Consider the following 23,940-nt stretch of genomic DNA (forward strand, 5'->3'; position numbering starts at 1 on the left):
AATCACCGGACGCGGAGCCATCCCCCCATGCGTGACCTCGACAAGCCCTTCCTGAGCCACCCGTTTGATGACGACAAGCTCAAGGAGGAGTGCGGTGTCTTCGGCGTCATCGGCGTTGCCGACGCGGCGAATTTCGTGGCCCTTGGCCTGCATGCCCTGCAACATCGGGGACAAGAGGCAGGCGGCATCGTCGCCCACGACCCCGAGCAAGGGTTCAACTCGGCCCGCCGCTTTGGCTATGTGCGCGACAATTTCACCTCTGAAGATGTAATGAAAACCGTGCCCGGCCCGCTGGCCATCGGCCATGTGCGCTATTCCACCGCCGGATCGAAGGGCAACACCGCCATCCGCGACGTGCAACCCTTCTTTGGCGAGTTCGCCATGGGCGGCGCGGCGATTGCCCATAACGGCAATATCGTGAATGCTGAGGAACTGCGCCGTGAACTGATTGGCCGCGGCTCGATCTTCCAAAGCTCCTCTGACAGCGAATGCATCATCCACCTGATGGCGCGCAGCTATCAGAAAACCATTCCCGAACGGATGAAAGACGCCCTGCGCCGCGTTGAAGGTGCGTTTTCAGTCGTCGCCATGACCCGCACCAAGCTGATCGGTGTGCGCGATCCGCTTGGCGTACGCCCTCTGGTTCTGGGCAAGGTGGGTGACGGATGGGCGCTGAGTTCGGAAACCTGCGCGCTTGACATCATCGGCGCGGAATTCGTGCGAGAGATCGAGCCGGGCGAAATGGTGGTGATCACCGACAAGGGGTTGGAAAGCTTCCACCCCTTCGAAGAACGCGCCTCACGCCCCTGCATCTTCGAACATGTCTATTTCTCGCGCCCCGACAGCATTCTGGGAGGGCGCTCCGTTTACGAGACCCGCGAAGCCATCGGCCGCGAACTGGCCAAGGAAGCCCCGGTCGAGGCCGATCTGGTCTGCCCGGTGCCCGACAGCGGCACGCCAGCCGCCATCGGCTTTTCCCTGCAATCGGGCATTCCCTACGCCATGGGGATCATCCGCAACCAGTATATGGGCCGGACCTTCATCGAGCCAACCGAGCAGATCCGCAACATGGGCGTGCGGCTGAAGCTGAACGTCAACCGGGCGCTCATTCAGGGCAAACGGGTGATCCTTGTCGATGACAGCGTCGTGCGTGGCACCACCAGCCGCAAGATCAAGGAAATGATCCTCGATGCCGGCGCGGCAGAGGTGCATTTCCGCATCGCCTCGCCCCCGACTGCCTGGCCCTGCTTCTACGGCGTCGACACCCCGCAACGGGAAAAGCTTCTGGCCGCCACCATGAGCGAAGAGGAAATGCGCCAGCACCTGCAGGTGGACAGCCTCAAGTTCATCTCGCTTGACGGGCTCTATCGCGCGGTTGGCGAGGCCGAAGGCCGCAACCCCGCCTGCCCGCAATATTGCGACGCCTGTTTCTCTGGCGATTACCCGGTGAAGCCAACGGATGTGGTGAATGCGGGCAAGCTTGCGCTTAAGGAAGATGCCTGACCCGCTCCGCTTTCGTCCGCATCACTTTCTCTGCGCCCTCGGCTACCAGGGCAAGGGCTATTCGGATGCGTTCACCGCAAACATGACCGCCATCGTGGTGGATCGCCTGCGCGCGCCCGGCGGTGATGAGGTGCTGATCGAAACAACCGGCGCGACCGACGATATCTGCACCCCCTGCCCCAAGCGGCGCGGGCGGCTTTGCACCAATCAAGCCGCGATTGCCACTTTGGACCGCGCCCATGCCGCCGCGTTGAAACTGAAACCCCGCGAAAGGCTCACCTGGGGGCAGGCGCAGCAACGTATCCTCGACAATGTTCCACCGGGCAGCCTGAAGACCCTTTGCGCGGGGTGTCAGTGGCTGGAGCTTGGTCTATGCGAAACCGCCCTTCAGGATCTGCACGACGGCAAGGCCTGACGCCCTCCCGCGAGTCGGGGCCGGGTCAAGGGTCGCGCCAGCGACGGCCGAAGGCCGCTTGCCCTTGACGCGGGCGCGACTCGCTCAAAGCCTCGAACAGGTCCTGTGACGGGACAGTTCCCGGCAACAGGACCTCTCAGTAGACAGGCCCCGAACTTTCAACCATTACCCCACCCGTTCGTTCCCACAGACCCCACAAATATTCCGTGGCAACGCGGCCCGACGACGGCCCCGAAGGGGCCCGAGGAGGGCCGCTCCCCCGGTCGACGCCGCAGGCGGCGAAACGAAAACGCCGCCCCGAAGGGCGGCGCTTCCAATCTCATGAACCGGATAAGCCTCAGCGCGTCAGCGCCTTCCAGCCGCCGGCAACCAGAAGGGCCGCGATCACGGCCTTGACGGCATCGCCCAGAAGGAAGGGCGCCACGAACCAGGTCCAGTAGAAGCCTGCGTCCTGTGCGACCCACCCGGCCTCGAACCCGAAACCACCGGCAACCAGCGCCGGCCAGGCAAGGCCGGGAATGTAGAGCGCCGCAGAGATCAGCAGCGCCGTCAGCGCGGTTCCGACCACGCCGCGCGCCAGACCACGCTCGGCGGCAAAACCTGCGGCCCAAGCCATGGCGACGAAGCCCAGAAGGAAGCCTGCGGTCGGACCCGCGAAAGCCAGCCCGTTCATGCCGTTGGCAAAGACCGGTAGCCCCATGGCCCCTTCGGTCAGGTAAGCCACCAGCGTCAGCGCCCCAAGGCGCGCGCCATAGGCGAAGCCCACTATCAGGATGGCGAGTGTCTGCAGGGTCATCGGAACCGGCAGCATCGGAACGGAAATCTGGGCAGCAACTGCAATGAAGGCCGATCCGGCCAGTACCAGCATCGCCTTGCGGGCGGTGCTTCCAGTGCCGATCACGGCCTGGCTCAGGGTCATTTCGCGGCTCATGCGCGTCTCCTTTTGAAAGCAAGTTCCCCTTTGGCCCGTTTGTCTCTGCCCCCCGATGCAAAGTCAAGCAGCTAAGGGCCGCGCCCCCTTGCCAAGCCCTGGATTTCCCGCCATCACGCGGGCCATGGAACACAAACCTCTCGACGGCCGGATCGCTCTTGTCACCGGCGCTTCGCGCGGCCTTGGCGCCGCCTGTGCAGAATGGCTCGCCGCGCGCGGGGCCCATGTGGTGGCCGTGGCGCGGACCACCGGCGGGCTGGAAGAGCTCGATGACCGCATTCAGGCAAAGGGCGGCAGCACCACGCTCGCGCCCATGGATATCACGACCGAGGCTGCGATGGCTCATCTCTGCCGCTCGATCCATGACCGGTGGGGCAAGGCCGATATCTGGGTGCATGCGGCGATTCACGCCACCGCGCTGACCCCCGCCGCGCAGATCCGCGAAAAGGATCTCGACGCCAACATCGCCACCAATATCCGCGCCACCGCGCGGCTGATTGCGATGGTGGAGCCGCTCATTGAACCCTCCGACATCGCCACGGCGGTGTTCTTCGATGATGACGGTGAGGCCATGTATGGCGGGGCCTATGCCATGTCCAAGGCGGCGCAGCGGGCGCTTGTCACCCGCTGGCAGGCCGAAAGCGCCAAGCATGGCCCCCGCGTTGCGCTGTTGCAGCCCAATCCGATGCCAACAGCCGTGCGCGCCCGCTTCCATCCCGGTGAGGATCGGGATGCTCTGGCAAACCCCAGGGACGAGGCCGCTCGCCTTCTCGCGCCTTTGTTCGAGGCCTGATGTGACCCGCGCGCGCCTTTTCCAACGGGCGCACGCATGAGCCTTCTGCGCCCTGCCCTGACGCCACCGCGGTTCTGGACGTTGGTCGGCCTGACGGCGCTGGCGCCGCTGACGCTCAACATGATCCTGCCCTCGCTGCCTGCCATCGCGGACGAGCTCGGGGTCAGCTATGCCACCGCAAACCTGGCGCTGGCGGGATATCTGGGGCTGACCGCGCTCATCCAGATCATCGCAGGCCCCCTGTCGGACCGGTTCGGCCGCCGCCCCGTGGTTCTGGTGGCGCTGGCGGTGTTCACGCTCGCCTCGGCCCTGTGCTACCTGGCGACCAGCTTTCCGCTGTTCCTTGCTGCGCGACTGATGCAAGGCGCAATCATCTCCTGCTTTGCCATGACGCTCGCCATCACCCGCGACACCCACGCCCGAGAGGAGGCTGCAGCGCGGATCGGGCTTCTGTCGATGTCGATGGCCATCGCGCCGATGCTGGGGCCGATGGTGGGCGGGGTGATCGAAGCGGCGTTTGGCTGGCGGGCAATCTTTCTGGGATACGGGCTGGCGGGGGCGGGTCTGCTGGCGATCTGCTGGCACGATCTGGGGGAAACCGCCGCCCGCGACGGTGGCGGGTTCCGCGCCATGGCCGACGCCTTCCGCCGATTGCTCCGCCTGCCCCGGTTCTGGGGCTATGCCATCACGATGATGTTTTCCACCGGCACCTTCTTCATCTTCCTCGCGGGGGCGCCGCTGGTGGCCGGGCAGGTCTTTGGCCTGACCCCGGCCATGGTGGGCATCGCCATGGGGTCGATCACGCTCGGGTTTCTGATGGGCAGCTTCCTGTCGTCGCGCCTGTCGGTCCGGGCTGGTGTCACGCGGATGATGCTGGCGGGCCGCATCGTGGCGACCATCGGGGTCGCGGCGGGGTTGGTGCTGACCCTCGCCCTCGGCCCCGCGCTGCCGGTTGTCTTCGTGGCGACGCTGTTCGTGGGCATCGGCAACGGGGTGACCATGCCCAACAGTCACGCGGGCGCGATGTCCGTGGCCCCGGAACTGGCGGGCAGCATTGCCGGGATCACCGGGTCGCTGACCGTTGCCGCAGGCGGCGCGTTGAGCTGGCTTTCGGGCGCTCTCATGACCCCTGCCCATGCGACCGAGATCTGGCTGGCGATCCTGCTGGCGGCCTGTCTGATCGGGCTCGGCGCTGCAAGCTGGCTTGGGCAGGCAGAGAAAAAGGCGGCCCGGGTGGGAGCCGCCTGACACGAGACATACTCTTGGGTCTTCAGCTTCCGGGCACACGGTAACTGCCTGAAATGGCGCTCGCCTTCTCGGCGACCTTCGCGAACTCACCAGAACTCCAGGCCCGCACGGTTTTCAGATTCGATACTGATCCAGAGGCCCCCGCAACCATCACCCCGGCAAGAAAATCCTCCGCTGCGTCCGCCTCGGCCACCAGCATGAAGTCGCTGTCACCGGTGGTGATGTAGTAATGCAGCAGCTTGCCACCGGCCGCATCAACGATGGCGCCAACGGCTGCGGTTCGGTCTTCCGGCTTGGACATCAGCCCCCGGACCGCGTCGAGCGTCAGGCGCCCTGTCAGAATGAACGTCGCCATGGAATTCCCCTTTTGATTGAAGGAACCACCAATACCATAACCGATTATGCACCCCTAATCGGGACCACATAGGGTGCCAGATCGCAAAACGGCCCCCGCATAGGGGACCGTCTGCAATTCATACGGGCTGTCCGGGTCAGTCGTCCTGCGCTGCCTCGCCCTCTTCCAGCTCCAGCGCCAGCGCTTCGGCGCGGGCGGCAATCTCGGCGAGGCTGTCGGAGACGTCGGCGGGGATCACCGGCACCGAGACCTGTTCGGGATCAGGCGGCGGGGCCGCTTCCAGTGCGGCGATGCGGCGGGCGCGTTCGGCCAGCCGTTCCTCTGCATCGGCCAGGGCCCGGTCGCGGGCGCGCAAGGTGTCCTCGGCCCTTTGCAGGTCTTCCTCCAGCCCCGCGGTCTTGTCAGCCAGCATCAGCCCGGCCATCAAAAGCATTCGTTCCGATGGCATCCGGCCAATCTGGCCAAGCACCACGCTTGCCTCGGTGTCGAGCATCTGGGCGGCGGCGCGCAGGAACGGCTCTTCGCCTTCCTGACAGGCCACGGTGAAATCCCGGCTTCCGATCTGGATCACGATCTCAGGCATCTGCGGCACCTCCCTGCAGGACGGGGCGGATCTCGGACAGGATCGCGCGGGCCTCGGCGGCCTCTGCGGCGCGGTCGGCTTTCAGGCTTTCCAGTTCCGCCGCAAGCGCACTGGTCACCAGATCGTCATCGTGCGGTCCCTCTGCGGCAATTGCTTCCCGCAGCTCTTCGATCGTGTCGCGCAGGGCGCGGTTGCTGTCGCGCAGACGCGCCAATTCGCCCGAGGCGGACGGCGCGCTGGCGTCAGTCAGGGCCTGAAGCTGGTCGAGCTTGCCCTCGACCTCTTCGAGCTGATCGCGCACTTCGTTATATTCGGCGCGGACGGTCTTGCGTTCCTCACGGAGCCGCGCAATACGGCGGCGCAGCACGCTTTCCACCTCGCGTTGCCGGGCAAGTTCCGCTTCGAGCTCTTCCCGGTCGGCACCATCCGGTTCCGCGGCTGGCTCGGGGGCCGCATTCAGCTGTGCCTGCAACTCGGCAATGTCGCGATTTGCCTGATCCGCATCCGCCTGACGCGCGGATTCCACCGCGCGCAGACGTTCGTTCAGATCCGCATTGGCGCTTTGTTCCGATTGCAGCGCCGCCTGAGTCTCCTCCAGCGCCGCCGAAAGGGCTGCCAGACGCTCTTCCAGTTCGCCGGTATCCTCGGCGGAAGCCGGGGCCTGCGCCGCGGCCCGAGCGGCCACCCCTTTGGCAATCCTGTCCAGCGCCGTTGTAATGCGGTGTTCAAGCGCCGTGATCTGTTCCAGATCCGTGGTCTCGTTCATCCTGTGCCACGCCTCTTCTACTCTACCGCCCGCGCGCGCATCCCGGGCTGTTCTTTTTTACGCGCCATAGTGGGGCGCGGTCTGCCCACCTGCCCCTGTGAACAGCGAATCGCATCCGGGCCGGATTTGCAACCATTTCCGGGCCGAAATCCACGGGTTGGGCCGATTTTACGCGGTTTTGGCGGTCCTCCGCCTCTGCGCATGCTTGCACTTGCCCCCCCCTCTGTTAAGACCGCGCGCGAGCCCGCTAACATGACATATGAAGGACGCGCCCCTTGGACCTTTCTGCTCTTGCCGCCCGGAACCCCGATCACTGGCGCAAAGCCGCCTGCATCCGCGCGCTGACGCTCGATGCGGTTGCCGCTGCCAATTCCGGCCATTCCGGCATGCCCATGGGTATGGCCGATGTCGCCACCGTGCTGTTTGAAAAGCACCTGAAGTTTGACGCAAGCGCCCCCCGCTGGCCTGACCGCGACCGGTTCATCCTGTCGGCGGGCCATGGCTCGATGCTGATCTACTCGCTGCTGCATCTGACCGGTTATGCTGATATGACGCTGGAGCAGGTGAAGAACTTCCGCCAGTTGGGCAGCATCACCGCGGGCCACCCGGAATACGGCCATGTGGACGGCGTGGAAACCACCACCGGTCCGCTCGGTCAGGGCATTTCCAACGCCGTGGGTTTCGCCATGGCCGAAGAAAACCTGCGCGCCCGGTGGGGTGCCAAGGTGATGGACCACTACACCTATTGCATCGCGGGCGACGGCTGCCTGATGGAAGGCATCAGCCAAGAGGCCATCGGTCTGGCAGGCCGGCACGAACTGAGCCGCCTCATCGTGCTGTGGGACAACAACGACATCACCATTGACGGTAAGGTCAGCCTGTCGGACCGCACCGACCAGGTGGCGCGCTTCAACGCATCGGGCTGGGACGTGTTCGAATGCGACGGCCACGACCCGGCGGCCATCGACGCGGCCATCACCGCAGCCAAGGCATCGCCCCGCCCTGCCATGATCGCCTGCAAGACCCATATCGCCATCGGCCATGCCGCGCAGGACACCTCCAAGGGCCATGGTGCGCTGACCGATCCGGCGCAGCTGCAGGCCGCGAAAGAGGCCTATGGCTGGGAATACGGCCCCTTCGAGATCCCCGCCGATCTGAAAGCCGCCTGGGAAGCCATTGGCGCGCGCGGGGCCGCTGAGCGCGAGGAATGGGAAACCCGCTTGGCGATGCTGTCGAACCAGAAACAGGCAGAGTTTGCCCGCTCCTTCGCCGGTGACATGCCCAAGAAGCTGTCGGCCACCATCAAGGCGCTGAAGAAGCAGGTGTCCGAGACGCAGCCCAAGGTTGCCACCCGCAAGGCCAGCGAAATGGCGCTGGAGGTGATCAACCCCGTCGTCGGCGAAACCATTGGCGGCTCGGCCGACCTGACCGGGTCAAACAACACCAAGACTGGCGACCTGGGCGTCTTCGACGTGGAGAACCGCAAGGGCCGCTATGTCTATTACGGCATCCGCGAACACGGCATGGCGGCGGCCATGAACGGCATGGCGCTGCATGGCGGCGTGCGCCCCTATGGCGGCACCTTCTTCACCTTCACCGACTATGCCCGCCCCTCGATGCGCCTGGCCGCGCTGATGGGGATCTCGGTGCAGTTCGTGATGACCCACGACTCGATCGGCGTGGGTGAAGACGGCCCGACCCACCAGCCGGTGGAACATCTGGCGATGCTGCGCGCGACGCCGAACATGCTGGTGTTCCGCCCCGCCGACGCGGTGGAAACCGCCGAGGCCTGGGAAGTGGCCCTGAACCAGAAGACGACGCCCTCCACGCTAGCGCTGAGCCGCCAGAACCTGCCGACGGTGCGCACGGAGCACAAGAATTCGAACCTTGTCGAGCGTGGGGCCTATGTTCTGGCCGATGCGGATGGCAAGCGGCAGGCGATCATCATGGCGACTGGATCGGAAGTGTCCATCGCGATGGAAGCGCGCGATCTGTTGCAAGCCGAGGGGATCGGTGCACGCGTTGTGTCCATGCCCTGCATGGAACTCTTCGCAGCCCAGGACGACGCCTATCGCAAGCGCGTCCTGCCCGGCGGTGCTGTCCGCGTGGCCGTCGAGGCCGCCGTGCGCCAGGGCTGGGACCAGTGGCTGCTTGGCGAGCGGGGCCGCGAGGCCAAGGCGGGCTTCGTCGGCATGGACAGCTTCGGGGCCTCTGCCCCGGCGGGCGAGCTCTATACCCATTTCGGCATCACCGCCGAAGCCGTGGCCGCGAAGGTCAAATCGCTGCTTTAAGGAATCGGGACCCCGAGGGCACGCCCCCGGGTTTCTGCGTCTGGCGCCGTTCCGATCCTGATCGGGACGGCGTTTTCATTTCAGGGCTTTCGCCGAGGCTGCACCGCGTCGACCGGGACGGCCCTTCGAAGGGCCGTATCAATGCGCGTCGAAGAGCATTCCACTCTCCCTTCAGGGATTCGGGGCCATTGTTTCCCTTCATCGCGCGGGAGGCCCCACCCCGCCACGGACTGTTGCTCCCCCGCTGCTGCAAAGCCGCGATTGTTATGCGCTAACAGGGACTTTTATCGCTAACAGGCTGCAAATCTTGGGCTTTTCGGGTTCTCAGACCCGCCCCCACCACCTATACACCGGCGCAAGCAGACCCAAGGAGCACGCGCCATGACTGTCACCATCGGCATCAACGGATTTGGCCGCATCGGCCGTTGCACGCTGGCCCATATCGCCGAAAGCGCCCGCAACGACGTTCAGGTCGTCAAGATCAACGCCACCGGCCCGATCGAGACCTCGGCCCACCTGTTGCGCTATGACAGCGTCCATGGCCGCTTTGCCGGCACCGTCACCACCGAGGGCGACACGATGGATCTGGGCCGCGGCCCGATGAAGGTTTTCTCGACCTATGACCCGCGCGAGCTGGACTGGTCCGGCTGCGACGTGGTTCTGGAATGCACCGGTAAGTTCAATGACGGCACCAAGGCCAATGTCCATATGGAACAGGGCGCCAAGTCGGTCCTGATCTCCGCCCCCGCCAAGAACGTTCAGCGCACCGTGGTCTATGGCGTGAACCACCGCGATCTGGTCGATGGCGAAACCATGGTGTCTAACGGCTCCTGCACCACCAACTGCCTCGCCCCGCTGGCCAAGGTGCTGAACGATGCGATCGGCATCGAAAGCGGGCTGATGACCACGATCCACAGCTATACCGGCGACCAGCCGACGCTGGACCGTCGCCACAGCGACCTTTATCGCGCCCGCGCCGCCGCCATGGCGATGATCCCGACCTCGACCGGGGCCGCCAAGGCACTGGGTGAGGTGCTGCCGGAACTGGCGGGCAAGCTGGACGGCACCGCGATGCGCGTGCCCACGCCGAACGTCTCGGCTGTCGACCTGACCTTTGTCGCGGGCAAGGACGTGACCGTGGCGGACGTGAACGAAATCGTTGCTGAGGCCGCCAATGGCTATATGGGCATGGTCATGGGCTATGATCCCGAGCCCAAGGTCTCCATCGACTTCAACCACACCACGCAATCCTCGATCTTTGCGCCCGACCAGACCAAGGTCTCGGGCAAGCGCCTGGTCCGCGTGCTGGCTTGGTATGACAACGAATGGGGCTTCTCGGCACGCATGGCCGATGTTGCCGCCCATATGGGCCGCATGCTGAACTGATCAGCCGTCACCAGACCCAACCGGAACGCCCGCCTTCGCAGCGGGCGTTTTTTGTTTCGTATCAGCGCAGTACCCTCATGAGCCCCGGTTCATGACCCTAAACCTTTGGTCCAATCCGGGCCGCATGAACCCGGGATGATAGCATTCCCCGCCCCCTGCCCTTTCTGGTTGAACACGGCCCCGCCAATCGGGGTCACCCAAGACCCAAGACCAAACCTCAAGAAAGGATACATCCCATGAAACGCACTGCTATTGCGCTCGCCCTGCTTCTGCCCGCCACCGCGGTTTTCGCCTCGGGCAGCCCCGTTGCCCAGGACGTGCAGGACCAGATCACCGCGCTGCTGACCGCCGACGGCTACGAGGTCCGCTCGATCCAGATGGAAGACGGCGAGTACGAGGCTTATGCCATGCGCGATGGCGCCCGGTTCGAGGTCTATCTGGACGAGAGCCTGACCATCCTGCGCGTCGAAGAGGACGATTGATCTCGTCCCCAAAGGGGGCAGCCGACGGGGCTGCCCCTGCCGCTTGCCAATCGGAAAGGACGGGCCGATGAGTTCCCGCATCTTCAAAGTTTGGGATCCGCTTGTGCGGCTGTTTCACTGGTCGCTGGTCATTGCCTTCGCGGCCAATGCGCTGTTCACCGACCCGGAAAGCAATCTGCATGAATGGATAGGCTACGCCGTCGTTGCCCTGATCGCGCTGCGTATCCTCTGGGGGCTGTTCGGCACCCGCTACGCCCGGTTCACCAACTTTCCGCCGTCGGCCAAGGGGGCCATGGACCAGTTGTCGGACATCGCCACGGGCCGCAAGCGGACCCATCTGGGCCACACACCGCTCGGGGCGCTGATGATCTACAACCTGCTGTTGACCATGCTGGCCATCGGGGCAACCGGCTACATGATGACCACCAATGCCTGGTGGGGCGTCGAGTGGGTCGAGGAGCTGCACGAGGTGCTGGTGAGCTGGGCCGAGATCTCCATCGTCGCCCATGTGGGCGCGGTGATATGGGAAAGCCTGCGCACCGGCGTCAATCTTCCCCGCGCGATGGTTTCGGGTGTGAAAACCGTGCCCGAGGGGGTAAAGGTCGAGCCATGAAGCGGCCCTATTCGGAACAACCGGCGATCGTGATCGCCCTGATCGCTGCGCAGACCCTCTGCGCGGCCTTCTTTTTGTGGGACGTCATCACCGACGCCATGCGCAACGCCGCCAACGGACCGGTGGAACAGTTTCTGGTGCTGGAAAGCGCAGCTACGCTGGCGCTGATCGCGGGCATTGTCTTCGAGATCAGGGTGCTGATGCGGCTTTTGCAGCGCAAGGCGCATCTGGAACGGCAGGTCAGCCTCGCCGCCCGCGCCTTTCACGACGTGATCGAGGAACGCTTCACGGAATGGTCGCTGACCGCCGCCGAACGCGACGTGGCCCATTTCAGCGTCAAGGGGCTGTCGATCACCGATATCGCGAGCCTGCGCGGATCGGCGGAAGGTACGGTGAAATCGCAGCTCAACGCCATCTACCGCAAGGCGGGCGTGGGCAATCGGGGTGAGCTTCTGAGCCTTTTGATCGAAGAGATCATGGACCATGACAGCGCCGTGGAAGGCGCGGGGCAACCGGTCGCGGAAACCTCTGGATAAATGGTTAATTCTATCCTCTACTTCCCTCGGGGATAACGAAGATTCGATCTTCGAGGGGGAGCAGATGATCAGGAAACTCACGTCACACTTGCGTCTTGCGATGACCGGACTGGCGATGCTGGCCGGCACGATGGCCGCCCATGCCGAGGACCGCGCCACACCCTTCGATTTCTCGGGTGCCTATGCCGGGTTTTCCATGACCTACGCATTCGGCCAGTCCAACTGGACCGATCCGCTTGCCCCCGCAAGTACCGGGGTGTTTGACCTTGCCGGGCGCGGTGGCGGGGCGATTGTCGGGTATAACTGGCGAACGGGGCGGACCTATTTCGGCCTGGCGCTGGACATCACGGTGACCCCTGCGGATGGCACCGGCTATGCTGGCTGTACCACGGGCTGTGAAACCACGCTGCAAAGCTACGCCGCCTTGCGCGCGCAACTGGGCCAGCGCATGGGGGACGGGCATCTTTACGGTTTCGCCGGTCTCGCCATGGGCCGCGTCGATCTGGCCCCGGTCGGGCTTGGCCGGCAGGAACGCGATCTGGGTGGTTGGCTGGTCGGGATCGGCTATGAACATCCGCTGCAGGATGGCTGGACCTTCCGGGCAGAGCTGCAATACATGGATTTCGAGGATACGCGCTATACCCTGTCCGGCCCGGTATGGACAGTTTCGGACAATCGGGTGGGTATGTTGCGGATCGGCCTGACGCGGTATTTCTGACTGCGGAACTGTCGGGCGGGGTTTCGCAGCCGCGCCCGCTTGCCTAGACTGGCCGCGATTTCCTAGCAGGGCATTGCACCGACATGACCAACATCATTGCGCTATGGCTGGCCGTCCTGATCGTGGCGCTTTTCGCGGCCGACTTTCTCTATTTCGGGTGGGACCTGCATATCGCACTTGGCAGGCAGTTGCTGCGCCTGCTGGACATCGTGGCGTTCTGGCGCTGATCCCGGATCCTCCCTGAAATTCACTTTCCTTTCGCGGGCGGATCGTCTACACAGCGCTAATGTTAGCGTTAACATGGCTGTCGGAGCGAGGCTCCGGGCCAGAAGAAAGCGAGAGGATCTGCCATGAGTGTGAAGGTTGCCATCAACGGATTCGGCCGCATCGGGCGTCTGGTGCTGCGCGCGCTCATCGAAAATGGCCGCAGCGATGTCGAGGTGGTTGCGATCAACGATCTGGGTCCGGTCGAAACCAATGCCCATCTGCTGCAATATGACAGCGTCCATGGCCGGTTTCCGTCCGAGGTGACCCATGGCGAGGGCTGGATCGACGCCGGTCGCGGCAAGATCGCCGTGACCGCCATCCGCAACCCCGCCGAGTTGCCTTGGGGCGATGTGGATATCGTTCTGGAATGCACCGGCATCTTCAAGGGCGACAAGGCCAAGGTGCATCTGGAAAACGGTGCCAGCCGCGTGCTGGTCTCTGCCCCCTCCTCAGGCGCGGACAAGACGATTGTCTATGGCGTGAACCACGACACGTTGACGGCGGATGACCTGCATGTGTCGAACGCCTCCTGCACCACGAACTGCCTCGCCCCGGTTGTGAAGGTCCTCAATGACGGGATCGGCATTGATCGGGGCTTCATGACCACGATCCATTCCTATACCGGCGACCAGCCGACGCTGGACACGATGCATTCCGACCTCTACCGCGCCCGCGCGGCGGCGATGAGCATGATCCCCACCTCCACCGGGGCCGCCCGCGCCGTGGGTCTGGTGCTGCCGGAGCTGGCGGGCAAGCTCGATGGCGTGGCCGTGCGGGTGCCGACGCCGAACGTGTCGGTCGTGGACCTGACCTTCGAAGCGGCCCGCGACACCACCGTGGAAGAGATCAACGCATTGGTGCGGGCTGCTGCCGCCGAAGGGCCGCTCAAGGGTATCCTTGGCGTCACCGACAAGCCGCTCGTGTCGATGGATTTCAACCATGACCCCCATAGCTCCACCTTTGCCACCGACCAGACCAAGGTGCTGGAAAACCGCATGTGCCGGGTGCTGAGCTGGTATGACAATGAATGGGGGTTTTCCTGCCGGATGCTCGATACCGCCGTGGAGATGGGCAAGCATCTGTAAGGGGTTTCGCCGCCTCCGGCGTCGATCCGGGAGCGCCCCTCCTCGGGCCCCTGCGGGGCCGTCGTCGGGCCGCGTTGCCACGGAATCGTGGTGAGCTGCGGTCTGCGGAGGTGAGCGTCCGCGCCGGTTGACGGGTCAGAAGCCTCTGGCGGGAGTATTTGGGCAAAGAAGAAGGGGCAGCGGCATGTTGGCGGCTGCCCTTTTGCCTTCGGGATGCTATGAGCGGCGCAACATTTGACAGGAGGATTCCATGGGCTGGAAAACGCTCGATGACATGGAGCTTGCGGGCAAGATCGTCTTGACCCGCGTCGATATCAACGTGCCGGTGGAGAATGGCCGGGTCACGGATGCCACGCGGATCGAGCGGATCGTGCCGACGGTGAAGGATATCCTTGCACATGGCGGCACGCCGGTGCTGCTGGCGCATTTCGGGCGGCCAAAGGGGCAGCCGGTGCCTCAGATGAGCCTGCGGATCGCCCTGCCCACTTTGGAGGAGAAGCTGGGGCAGACGCTTGAATTCGTGGAAAAACCGTCGCGAGAGGCGTTAGAGGCGCTGCCCGCTGGCACCGTGGTGCTGGTGGAAAACACCCGTTTTACGCCGTTGGAAGAGAAGAACGACCCGATGATGGCTGATTTCCTGGCCTCTCTGGGTGATATCTACTGCAACGATGCCTTTTCGGCGGCGCACCGGGCGCATGCCTCGACGGAAGGCGTGGCGCGGCGTTTGCCCTCCTGCGCGGGGCGGCTGATGGCCGAGGAGCTTTCGGCGCTGGACAAGGCGCTCGGTTCGCCCGCGCGGCCGGTCGCCGCCGTGGTGGGCGGGGCCAAAGTGTCCACCAAGCTCGATCTTCTGGGCAATCTGGTGGAAAAGGTGGATCACCTGGTGATCGGCGGCGGCATGGCCAACACCTTCCTGGCCGCGCAGGGCGTGGACGTGGGCAAATCGCTGGCCGAGCATGAGATGGCCGATATCGCGCGCGAGATCCTCGACAAGGCAAAGGCTGCGGGATGCGCCGTGCATCTGCCCAAGGATATCGTCGTGGCCCGGGAGTTTGCCGCCAATGCCGCGAGCGAGACCCTGCCCGCCGATCAATGCCCGGCGGATGCGATGATCCTCGACGCCGGACCAGAAACCGTGGCAGCCCTGAAAGAGGTGTTCGGCCAGTGCAAGACGCTGATCTGGAACGGCCCGCTTGGCGCCTTCGAGATCGAACCCTTTGATGCCGCCACCAATGCAGCCGCAGAGGAAGCCGCGCGGCTGACTGCCGAGGGCAAGCTGATCTCCGTGGCCGGTGGTGGCGACACGGTCGCGGCGCTGAACAAGGCCGGCGCGGCGGATCGCTTCACCTATATCTCGACCGCGGGCGGCGCGTTCCTTGAATGGATGGAAGGCAAGACCCTGCCCGGTGTGGCCGCGCTGGAGGGCTGATCGCCCGATCGTGCAGGCAGCCACCGGCCATCGCGGGGCACCGTTACGGTTCGCTTGAGGAAGCGGACCGTGACGGGTGGTGTCGCGGCCACCGGGAAAAGGCTTCGCGAACGGGCCCTCGGATGGGGGATCATGTCGCTTTCGGCGCATACGGGGGCGCGTCGAGCAGTTAGCCTTGCGGAAAGTCACTTCCGATCGGCACAGCATGACAGCTTTGACTCCCCCCAGTTCCGTCGAGGGCGCCTACAGGTTCGGCGTGCTCTTCGTTTTCGCGGCCGGGATTCTGTGGTCGACGGTCGGGCTTGGCATCCGCATGATCGAAGACGCGGTCGTCTGGCAGATCCTGTTATACCGTTCCATCAGCATGACGATGTTTCTCTACGTGGTCATTCGCCTGCGATCGGGCGAAAGCCCCTTTGCCCAGATCCGCCGTACTGGCGTTGCATCCGTGATTGCCGCGCTGTCTCTGGTCGCGGCCTATTCGGGCGGCATCTATTCGATCCAGCACACCTCGGTTGCCAATGCGATGCTGCTGTTTGCAACCGCACCGTTCATGGCTGCGGTGCTGGGATGGATCGTGCTGAAAGAATCCGTGCGCATCGCAACATGGATCGCGATTGCCATAGCCATTGGCGGAATCGCCATCATGGTCGCCGACAAGTCCGGCAGCGTCGCGCTGAACGGCAGTCTCGCGGCGCTTGGCTCTGCTTTCGGCTTCGCGGTCTTCACCGTGGCCCTCAGATGGGGACGCACGGGCGAAATGTTGCCATCGGTCTTCCTTTCCGGCCTGTTCGCAATCGTCGTGACAGTCGCGGTCTGCACACTCTCGGGCCTGCCGATTGTTATCAGCGCGCATGATGGCGCGATTTCCATGGGGATGGGGGTGTTTCAGGTCGGGGCGGGGCTGATTCTCTATACGCTCGGGTCACGCAGCCTGCCTGCCGCGGAACTGGCCCTGCTGTCGCTGGCCGAGGTTCTGCTCGGGCCGTTCTGGGTTTGGCTGTTCCTTGGTGAAACGGCCAGCCTGAACACGCTGCTTGGCGGGGCCGTTCTGCTGGTGGCGATTGCGGGAAATGCGCTGTCGGGCAAACGGCGCAAACCGCCGCCCATCACCTCTCCCTGACCGATAGGGCTGGTGACGGCGCGGTTCTCCGGGCCTGATGCCGGTTGCAGGGGGCTTTCGTTGCAAGGATTTCACCCGCTGGCCCGATGGCGGGAAAACCTGTCATGTTTCCGTGGCATGTGCCGATGATCTGAAATCGACTCGGTGGCAACACATCATGAAGGCATCCAGGACGACAGGTCGGGTATCGGGCAAAGCGGCAGCGATGGCCCGTGGGGTTCACGCCCCTCGACGCTCTCTTGCGGCGCGGGGCCTTGTGCCCCTGAAGAACGGCGGATCGGCAAACCTGTCGCGCCCGCGCATTGGCAAGGATCGGCTCTTCTGTCATCTGAACGGGGCCTCTTCACCGCTGGAAAGGAAAGGCCCATGACCGCCTATCGCCGCTACGGGATCTATGCCGTGCCCCATGGAGCCTTCTACGCCACGGGGGCCGCGTGGCTGGGGTGGGACAGCGTGGCGGGATGTACAGTCGCCCCCCCGACGGTCGAGGGCCTGCCCCGCCCGGTGGCCGAGATGACCGCAACGCCCCGCAAATACGGCTTTCACGGCACGGTGAAACCGCCCTTCCGGCTGGCAGAGGGCATGACCGAGACGGCGTTGCGCGATGCCATGGCGGCACTGTGCGCCGGTCTTGCACCGGTCGAGATTCCGGCCCTGACCCTGCGCCGCCTTGGCGGGTTCGTCGCGGTTGTGCCAGCATTCCCCGCAGAGGCGCTTGCGCATCTGGCGGCGGAAACCGTGAGGCGGCTCGACAGGTTCCGCGCCGCCCCATCACAGTCCGAGCTGGACCGGCGTCGCAAATCGGGTCTCTCCGCCCGGCAAGAGGCCAACCTCGTCCAATGGGGCTACCCTTACGTGATGGAAGAGTTCCGCTTTCACATGACGCTGACGGGGCGGCTTGGCCAGGACGCCGACCGGGTGGCCGAACGTCTTCGCAAATTGTTCACGCCGATTCTGCCGCAACCCTACCGGATTGATGATCTCGCCCTTGTGGGGGAAGACGCGCAAGGCAGGTTCCACGTGATTCAGCGCTATGGCCTCTCGGGGTAGAGCATCGAGAGCCCCGGGGAATCACCCAAACCGGTTGCAAGATACGGGCCATTTGGGGTTTCCTGTCTGCACCAGTCCCTTTCATTTCCGACCGGAGATATTGCCATGATCCGCCGTTTCCTGCTTTCCGCCACCGCCCTTGTCCCCCTGCTGACCGTCCCCGCCCGCGCCGAGCCTGTCACCCTGCTGGACCTGCTGACGGTCGACCGGCTGGCAAACATGGGCGGCCAGATCGTGATCAATGCGCTGCGCGGCGTGGCCGAGGTGACCTATGCGCATATGGATATCCGCCCGCTGGATGGGCGCATGATCCTGACCGGGCTTGAAGTGTCACCCTATGAAGAGCCCGACTGCACGATCACGCTCGATCGCGCCGTGATCACCACCGCGCCGCTGGACCAGATCGCCTACGGGGCGCTGGATATCGACGTACTTGGCTTCGAGTTGGGCGATGGCTGCCTGAGCGAACGTGACCGTGGCGACCTGGCCGAGATCGGCCTCACCGAAATGGTGCTGGATCGGGGGCAGATCCGGCTGGAATATGACTATGCCAGTTCCGGCCTGACCCTCGACATTCTGGCCGACACCGCCGGGCTGGCAGAACTGCGCGCCCATGCGGAATTCAGCTATTTCGCGGTGAATTTCGACCGGGAAGAGCCTGTGGCCGATCTGGCCTATGCCGAAATCGAAGTCACCGATCAGGGCTATTGGTCGATCATCTCACCCGAGATTCCGCCGATGATGCTGCTGCCCGAGGTCATTGTCCCGCAACTGGTCGATGAGCTGCTGCCCCGCTACGTGGACCCGGATGAGGCCCCTGCCCCTGCCCCGATACCCGAGGCCCCAAGCGATGGCAAAGGCGATGAGGAAAGCCCCGCACCCACGCCGCAGCCCGCCCCCATCAACAGCCCCGAGGACGAAGCCGCCTTTGCCTTTATCGAGGCCAGCGCCGCCACCTTCGCCCGTTTTGCCGCGAACCCCGGCACCCTGCGGCTGGAATTCGCGCCCGAGACCCCGGTGCGCCTCAATGAAGACCTGCTCGATGAATTCGGGCCTTTCGTTGCAGCCCTCTCGCCGATGCTGTTCACCGACGCGGACCGGCCCGACAGCCGTATCACCGCCGATGAGGCCGCAGAGATTCAGACATGGATCGACGGCGGCGACGTGGAATTTGGCGACGCGGACCTGATGCGCTACGCCCATGCCTTCCTGACCGGTATCGGCGCACCGCGTGATCCGGGCCTTGCAATGGAATTGCTGACCCCGCTGCTGGAAACCGGCAACCCGGACGCGCTCGACATGGCGCTTGGCACGCTCGACGCGCTCGACCCCGCCTTCGCCTATCAGATCGCCCGCGATGCAGCGGCCCAGGGCGACCGGCTGGCCTTCGCCCATCTCGACCGGCTGGAGGCCGCGATGCCGCTGCTCGACGTGCTGGAGCTGCAGGATGAAGACGGCGGAGACCTGAGCCTTTCGGGTGATGAAACGGGGCGCGAGCTGCGGCAGATGGCACAAGCGGCTCTATCCGGCCTCGGCGCCCCCCGGCGCTATTCCGATGCCTATTTCTACGCGCTTCTCGCTCTGGCCTCCGGCGATGCGGGCGCGGCGCTGATCGTTGATGAACTGGAAGCCATGGGCGACCGGATGTCCGACGCCGACGCGACCCAATGGGCCGAAACGCTGGCTGCCATCCACGACCGGGCCAACACGGTCTGGTTCGCCAGCCCCGCCAGCGAGTGAAACCGGAAAGCAGGGGGCGGTCATCGCCCCCTGTTAGCGTAACCAGAATTGAAGCCGCGCCGGGCCTGTCATATCACCGGGCGGAAAGACGCCCGGGCCCGGGCTTTGACAGATTGCCAAGGATTTCCCCATGCCGAACCAGGACCAGACCGACCTTATCCGCAACGGACAGGGCTTCATCGCCGCGCTTGACCAGTCGGGCGGCTCCACGCCCAAGGCGCTGCGGCTTTATGGGGTTGGCGAGGACGCCTATGGCAATGACGCGGAGATGTTCGACCTCGTCCACGCCATGCGCGCCCGGATCGTGCAATCGCCCGCCTTCAATGGCGACCGGGTGGTTGGCGCGATCCTGTTCGAGATGACCATGGACCGGGAAATCGGCGGCAAACCCTCGGCGCAGTTCCTGTGGGAAGACTGCGGCGTGGTGCCGTTCCTCAAGGTCGACAAGGGTCTGGCGGCAGAGGAAAACGGCTGTCAGGTGATGAAACCGATGCCCGATCTGGATGCGCTGCTGGACCGCGCCGTGGCCAATGGCGTCTACGGCACCAAGATGCGGTCGGTCATTTCAGCGGCCAACCCGGCTGGCATCAAGGCCGTGGTGGAACAGCAGTTCGAGGTTGGCAAGCAGATCCTCGCCAAGGGGCTGGTGCCGATCATCGAGCCTGAGGTGACCATCACCATCGCCGACAAAGCGGAAGCCGAAGAGATGCTGCGCGATGTGATCCTCGCCCATCTCGACGCGCTGGCGGATGACCAGATGGTGATGCTGAAACTGACCCTGCCCGAGGTCGATAACCTCTACAAACTGCTGGTCGATCACCCGCGTGTTCTGAAAGTGGTGGCGCTTTCGGGCGGCTACAGCCGCGAGGAAGCCAATGACCGGCTGTCGCGCCAGACCGGCATGATCGCCAGCTTCAGCCGCGCCCTGACCGAGGGGCTCTCGGCAGAACAGACAGATGAGCAGTTCAACGCCGTGTTGGACGCGTCCATCCAGTCGATCCGGGATGCGTCCGTCGCGGGCTGATCCGCGCGGGCCCTTTCATCAAAAACCCCCTCCCCGGTCGATCCGGGGAGGGGGTTTTTGTTACGCTTCATCGGCGGGGGCGGCGCCGAGATAGGTCTGCATGAAGACCGGCTCGCCAAGCCGCTCCAACAGATCAAGCTGCTGGTCGAGCCAGCCCCAATGGCCTTCTTCATCCAGCGCAATCGTTTCAAACAGCACCCGGCTGCCGATATCGTTTGCGGCGCTCGCTTCGGCGGCGGCAGCGGAATAGACCTCGATCGCCTCCGCCTCATCTGCGCGGTCGATCTCGAACATCTCTTTCAGGCTGTTCGCCCGCACCGGCGTTTTCGCAGGCACCATCTCGGGGTCGCCGCCCAGAAACAGGATGCGGTCGATGAACTGGCCCGCATGACCCAACTCTTCCTGCATTTCTTCACGCATCGTGGCGGCCAGTTTGCCAAGCCCCCAATCCTCCAGCACATGGGCGTGCAGCAGGTATTGTTGCGATGCGGCCAACTCCATCGACAGGGCTTTTTGCAGGGCGGGAAGGCTGGTGGCGTTGCGGGGCATGGAACTGTCCTTTCAAATTCGTTTTCGATTTAGAATGAATCTAAGAAGGTGATTGTCAGGTTCAACCACCCTGCCGGAATGACGCAACGTCCGGCGCTGCGAATCAGGGGATTCCCTTTTGCGCCGCGATATGCGAGTCTGCCACTGCAACCGCCCGCGAAATGACGGGTGGAGCGTGAGGCACGGCAGAGTTAAATGCAGAAAAGACGCTCGTTTTCAGGGCTAATCCTGCCCATGGGGCTCCTGTTCATCGGGGCCTATTTCACCTTTGCCGCCGTGCAGGGGGATTACGGGCTGTTCCGCCGCATCCAGATCGAGGCCGAACGCGATGTCTACCAGGCCGAACTGGACGAACTGCGGGCCGAGACCGCCGAAATGGCCTTGCTGACCGAACGCCTGTCCGACGATTATCTCGACCTCGACCTTCTTGACCAGCAGGCCCGCCAACGGCTTGGCTATATGCGCCCCGACGAGATCGTCCTGCCCTGATCCTTCCCATGATCCAAACGCATACCGGGGTTTCCTGCGCAAGCTGACGCATGGGAAAATCAATGCGTGATTTTTGCGGACACCTCTGCTAAAAGATAGTTCAACGTTAAACTATTCTGTTGACCGAGAGGAGGGGCTGGCATGGCCGCGCGCAAGAGCACAGCGAAATCTGCCGCAAAACCAAACGTTTCGCCTGAAGAACTGCTGGAATATTACCGCGAGATGTTGCTGATCCGCAGATTCGAGGAAAAGGCCGGCCAGCTCTATGGCATGGGTCTGATCGGCGGTTTCTGCCACCTCTATATCGGTCAGGAAGCGGTCGTCGTCGGGCTGGAAGCGGCCACAAAGGAAGGCGACAAGCGCATCACCTCCTACCGCGACCACGGTCATATGCTGGCCTGCGGCATGGACCCCAAGGGCGTGATGGCCGAGCTGACGGGCCGCGAAGGCGGCTATTCCAAGGGCAAGGGCGGCTCCATGCACATGTTCTCGAAAGAGAAGCATTTCTACGGTGGCCATGGCATCGTCGGCGCGCAGGTGCCGCTTGGTGCAGGGCTTGCCTTCTCGGACAAGTACCGGGGCAATGACAACGTCACCTTCACCTATTTCGGTGACGGCGCGGCGAACCAGGGCCAGGTGTATGAAACCTTCAACATGGCCTCGCTCTGGAAGCTGCCGGTGATTTTCGTCATTGAAAACAACCAATACGCTATGGGCACCGCCCAGAACCGCTCCACCTCCACCGCCGATATCTATACGCGGGGTGAGCCCTTCGGCATCCCCGGCGAAACCGTCGACGGCATGGACGTGCTGGCCGTGAAAGCCGCAGGCGAAAAGGCCGTCGCACACTGCCGTGCCGGAAACGGGCCTTACATTCTGGAAGTCAAAACCTACCGCTATCGCGGCCACTCCATGTCGGACCCGGCCAAGTACCGGACCCGCGAGGAGGTGCAGAAGATGCGCGAGGAACGCGACGCCATCGACCATGTGCGCCAGCTGCTGCTGACCGGCGGTCACGCGTCTGAGGATGACCTCAAGGCCATCGACAAGGAGATCAAGGCCGTCGTGAACGACAGTGCCGAATTTGCGAAAGAAAGCCCCGAGCCCGCGCTCGAAGAGCTTTGGACCGACATCTACGCGGCTGAAGTTCCGCAAGAAAACGCCTGATCCGAGGGGGACACACGATATGGCAACTGAAATTCTCATGCCCGCCCTGTCGCCGACCATGGAGGAAGGCACGCTGGCCAAATGGCTGGTCAAGGAAGGCGATACAATCGAATCCGGCATGATCCTGGCCGAGATCGAAACCGACAAGGCCACGATGGAATTCGAAGCCGTGGATGAGGGCGTTATGGGCCCGATCCTGGTGGCCGAAGGCACTGAAGGCGTGAAGGTCAACACGGCCATCGCGGTGCTGCTGGAAGAGGGCGAAGACGCCTCCGCAGCGCCCGCGCCTGCTGCGGCCCCCGAAGCGGCCCCCGCCGCCGCCGAGGCCCCTGCCCCCGCGGCCGCCCCCGCCGCTGCTGCGGCCCCGGTGGTCTCCGCCAATCTCGAACCCGACTACCCGGAAGGCACCGAGATGAAGACCCAGACCGTCCGCGAGGCGCTGCGCGATGGCATGGCCGAGGAAATGCGCCGCGACGACACCGTGTTCCTGATGGGCGAGGAAGTCGCCGAATATCAGGGCGCTTACAAGATCAGCCAGGGCATGCTGGACGAGTTCGGGTCAAAGCGCGTCATCGACACGCCCATTACCGAGCACGGCTTTGCCGGCATCGCCACCGGCGCGGCTTTCGGCGGTCTGCGGCCGATCGTGGAATTCATGACCTTCAACTTCGCGATGCAGGCCATCGACCACATCATCAACTCGGCGGCCAAGACGCTCTATATGTCCGGTGGCCAGATGGGCGCGCCCATGGTGTTCCGTGGCCCCAACGGCGCGGCTGCCCGCGTGGGTGCGCAGCACAGCCAGGACTACGCCGCCTGGTACGCACAGATCCCCGGCCTGAAAGTCGTGATGCCCTACTCGGCCTCTGACTACAAAGGCCTGATCAAGACCGCGATCCGCGATCCCAACCCAGTGATTTTCCTGGAAAACGAGATCCTATACGGCCGGTCCTTCGAGGTGCCGGTACTGGATGACTACACCGTTCCCTTTGGCAAGGCCCGCATCTGGCGCGAAGGCACGGATGTGACCATCGTCAGCTTCGGCATCGGCATGCAATACGCGCTGGAAGCCGCCGACAAGCTGGCAGAGGAAGGCATTTCAGCCGAGGTCATCGACCTGCGCACCCTGCGCCCGCTCGACTACGACACGCTGATCGCCTCGGTCCAGAAGACCAACCGCTGTGTGACCGTGGAAGAGGGCTTCCCGGTCGCCTCAATCGGCAACCACCTGTCGGCCTATATCATGGAAAACGCGTTCGATTACCTCGACGCGCCGGTGATCAACTGCACCGGCAAGGACGTGCCCATGCCCTATGCCGCCAACCTCGAAAAACACGCGCTGGTCACGACCGACGAGGTCATCGCCGCCGTGAAACAAGTCACCTACAGGTAAGGAG

The 23,940-nt window shown here is 64.0% G+C and carries 25 protein-coding genes; 20 read left to right on the forward strand and 5 right to left on the reverse strand.

Going from position 1 to position 23,940, the window contains the following annotated elements; genetic code table 11:
* Positions 1-27: 27 nt before the first annotated feature.
* Both purF and ACOOEX_RS11315 read left to right on the forward strand, forming a co-directional pair.
* Complete coding sequence (gene purF / locus ACOOEX_RS11310) at positions 28-1,503, forward strand: amidophosphoribosyltransferase (protein WP_420394931.1); 1,476 nt, start codon at positions 28-30, stop codon at positions 1,501-1,503.
* Positions 1,496-1,918, forward strand: coding sequence for a DUF1284 domain-containing protein (locus ACOOEX_RS11315; protein ID WP_420394932.1), 423 nt, complete (start codon positions 1,496-1,498; stop codon positions 1,916-1,918). The genes purF and ACOOEX_RS11315 overlap by 8 nt, the downstream gene beginning before the upstream one ends.
* Positions 1,919-2,255: 337 nt before the next feature.
* On the opposite strand, the gene ACOOEX_RS11320 is transcribed toward ACOOEX_RS11315, so the two are convergent.
* Positions 2,256-2,849 (reverse strand): biotin transporter BioY, encoded by a 594-nt coding sequence (locus ACOOEX_RS11320; protein WP_420394933.1) that lies wholly within the window; start codon positions 2,847-2,849, stop codon positions 2,256-2,258.
* Between the two features lie 124 nt (positions 2,850-2,973).
* On the opposite strand from ACOOEX_RS11320, the gene ACOOEX_RS11325 reads away from it, so the two are divergent.
* On the forward strand, positions 2,974-3,642 hold the full coding sequence (locus ACOOEX_RS11325) for an SDR family NAD(P)-dependent oxidoreductase (RefSeq protein ID WP_420394934.1): 669 nt from the start codon (positions 2,974-2,976) through the stop codon (positions 3,640-3,642).
* Between the two features lie 36 nt (positions 3,643-3,678).
* A complete protein-coding gene (locus tag ACOOEX_RS11330; RefSeq protein ID WP_420394935.1) occupies positions 3,679-4,890 on the forward strand; it encodes an MFS transporter in 1,212 nt (403 codons plus the stop codon).
* Between the two features lie 22 nt (positions 4,891-4,912).
* Here ACOOEX_RS11330 and ACOOEX_RS11335 read toward each other — a convergent pair whose 3' ends face one another.
* The 3 genes from ACOOEX_RS11335 to ACOOEX_RS11345 all read right to left on the reverse strand — a co-directional run bounded on the left by ACOOEX_RS11335 (position 4,913) and on the right by ACOOEX_RS11345 (position 6,594).
* Positions 4,913-5,245, reverse strand: a complete 333-nt coding sequence (locus ACOOEX_RS11335; protein WP_420394936.1) for a GYD domain-containing protein — start codon at positions 5,243-5,245, stop codon at positions 4,913-4,915.
* Positions 5,246-5,381: 136 nt separating this feature from the next.
* Entirely contained in the window at positions 5,382-5,828 is a 447-nt protein-coding gene (locus ACOOEX_RS11340) for a cell division protein ZapA (protein ID WP_420394937.1), read from the reverse strand.
* Entirely contained in the window at positions 5,821-6,594 is a 774-nt protein-coding gene (locus tag ACOOEX_RS11345) for a hypothetical protein (protein WP_420394938.1), read from the reverse strand. The genes ACOOEX_RS11340 and ACOOEX_RS11345 overlap by 8 nt, the downstream gene beginning before the upstream one ends.
* 275 nt (positions 6,595-6,869) lie before the next feature.
* On the opposite strand from ACOOEX_RS11345, the gene tkt reads away from it, so the two are divergent.
* The 13 genes from tkt (at position 6,870) to ACOOEX_RS11410 (ending at position 20,338) form a co-directional block, all read left to right on the forward strand.
* Positions 6,870-8,885: a transketolase gene (gene tkt, locus ACOOEX_RS11350; RefSeq protein ID WP_420394939.1), complete on the forward strand. Its 2,016-nt coding sequence runs from the start codon at positions 6,870-6,872 to the stop codon at positions 8,883-8,885.
* 381 nt (positions 8,886-9,266) lie between these two features.
* On the forward strand, positions 9,267-10,271 hold the full coding sequence (gene gap / locus ACOOEX_RS11355; protein ID WP_306046236.1) for a type I glyceraldehyde-3-phosphate dehydrogenase: 1,005 nt from the start codon (positions 9,267-9,269) through the stop codon (positions 10,269-10,271).
* A gap of 236 nt (positions 10,272-10,507) precedes the next feature.
* Positions 10,508-10,753: a PepSY domain-containing protein gene (locus tag ACOOEX_RS11360; RefSeq protein ID WP_420394940.1), complete on the forward strand. Its 246-nt coding sequence runs from the start codon at positions 10,508-10,510 to the stop codon at positions 10,751-10,753.
* A 67-nt stretch (positions 10,754-10,820) separates the two neighbouring features.
* Positions 10,821-11,366, forward strand: coding sequence for a cytochrome b/b6 domain-containing protein (locus ACOOEX_RS11365; protein ID WP_420394941.1), 546 nt, complete (start codon positions 10,821-10,823; stop codon positions 11,364-11,366).
* On the forward strand, positions 11,363-11,902 hold the full coding sequence (locus ACOOEX_RS11370; RefSeq protein WP_420394942.1) for a helix-turn-helix transcriptional regulator: 540 nt from the start codon (positions 11,363-11,365) through the stop codon (positions 11,900-11,902). The genes ACOOEX_RS11365 and ACOOEX_RS11370 overlap by 4 nt, the downstream gene beginning before the upstream one ends.
* Before the next feature lie 64 nt (positions 11,903-11,966).
* On the forward strand, positions 11,967-12,620 hold the full coding sequence (locus ACOOEX_RS11375; protein ID WP_420394943.1) for an outer membrane protein: 654 nt from the start codon (positions 11,967-11,969) through the stop codon (positions 12,618-12,620).
* Between the two features lie 83 nt (positions 12,621-12,703).
* The gene (locus ACOOEX_RS11380) at positions 12,704-12,847 is read left to right on the forward strand and encodes a hypothetical protein (protein WP_306046231.1); all 144 of its coding nucleotides are present in this window, start codon (positions 12,704-12,706) and stop codon (positions 12,845-12,847) included.
* A gap of 123 nt (positions 12,848-12,970) precedes the next feature.
* Positions 12,971-13,972 (forward strand): type I glyceraldehyde-3-phosphate dehydrogenase, encoded by a 1,002-nt coding sequence (gene gap / locus ACOOEX_RS11385; protein WP_420394944.1) that lies wholly within the window; start codon positions 12,971-12,973, stop codon positions 13,970-13,972.
* A gap of 250 nt (positions 13,973-14,222) precedes the next feature.
* Positions 14,223-15,401 (forward strand): phosphoglycerate kinase, encoded by a 1,179-nt coding sequence (locus tag ACOOEX_RS11390; RefSeq protein ID WP_420394945.1) that lies wholly within the window; start codon positions 14,223-14,225, stop codon positions 15,399-15,401.
* A gap of 205 nt (positions 15,402-15,606) precedes the next feature.
* On the forward strand, positions 15,607-16,524 hold the full coding sequence (locus ACOOEX_RS11395; RefSeq protein WP_420394946.1) for a DMT family transporter: 918 nt from the start codon (positions 15,607-15,609) through the stop codon (positions 16,522-16,524).
* A 366-nt stretch (positions 16,525-16,890) separates the two neighbouring features.
* Positions 16,891-17,574 carry a DUF1045 domain-containing protein gene (locus ACOOEX_RS11400; protein ID WP_420394947.1) on the forward strand — a complete coding sequence of 228 codons (684 nt, stop codon included), beginning with the start codon at positions 16,891-16,893 and terminating at the stop codon, positions 17,572-17,574.
* Positions 17,575-17,679: 105 nt separating this feature from the next.
* A complete protein-coding gene (locus tag ACOOEX_RS11405; RefSeq protein ID WP_420394948.1) occupies positions 17,680-19,314 on the forward strand; it encodes a hypothetical protein in 1,635 nt (544 codons plus the stop codon).
* Positions 19,315-19,444: 130 nt separating this feature from the next.
* Positions 19,445-20,338: a fructose bisphosphate aldolase gene (locus ACOOEX_RS11410; RefSeq protein WP_420394949.1), complete on the forward strand. Its 894-nt coding sequence runs from the start codon at positions 19,445-19,447 to the stop codon at positions 20,336-20,338.
* A 60-nt stretch (positions 20,339-20,398) separates the two neighbouring features.
* On the opposite strand, the gene ACOOEX_RS11415 is transcribed toward ACOOEX_RS11410, so the two are convergent.
* A complete protein-coding gene (locus ACOOEX_RS11415; protein WP_420394950.1) occupies positions 20,399-20,887 on the reverse strand; it encodes a bacterioferritin in 489 nt (162 codons plus the stop codon).
* 195 nt (positions 20,888-21,082) lie between these two features.
* Between ACOOEX_RS11415 and ACOOEX_RS11420 the strand changes: the two genes are divergently transcribed.
* The 3 genes from ACOOEX_RS11420 (at position 21,083) to ACOOEX_RS11430 (ending at position 23,936) form a co-directional block, all read left to right on the forward strand.
* Positions 21,083-21,376, forward strand: coding sequence for an FtsB family cell division protein (locus ACOOEX_RS11420; RefSeq protein ID WP_071691878.1), 294 nt, complete (start codon positions 21,083-21,085; stop codon positions 21,374-21,376).
* Between the two features lie 141 nt (positions 21,377-21,517).
* Complete coding sequence (gene pdhA, locus ACOOEX_RS11425; RefSeq protein ID WP_306046223.1) at positions 21,518-22,543, forward strand: pyruvate dehydrogenase (acetyl-transferring) E1 component subunit alpha; 1,026 nt, start codon at positions 21,518-21,520, stop codon at positions 22,541-22,543.
* 19 nt (positions 22,544-22,562) lie between these two features.
* Complete coding sequence (locus ACOOEX_RS11430) at positions 22,563-23,936, forward strand: pyruvate dehydrogenase complex E1 component subunit beta (RefSeq protein WP_420394951.1); 1,374 nt, start codon at positions 22,563-22,565, stop codon at positions 23,934-23,936.
* The last annotated feature ends 4 nt before the right edge of the window (positions 23,937-23,940 follow it).

Origin of the sequence: Nioella sp. (genome assembly GCF_965215655.1) — a bacterium.
Taxonomy (GTDB): Bacteria; Pseudomonadota; Alphaproteobacteria; order Rhodobacterales; family Rhodobacteraceae; genus Nioella.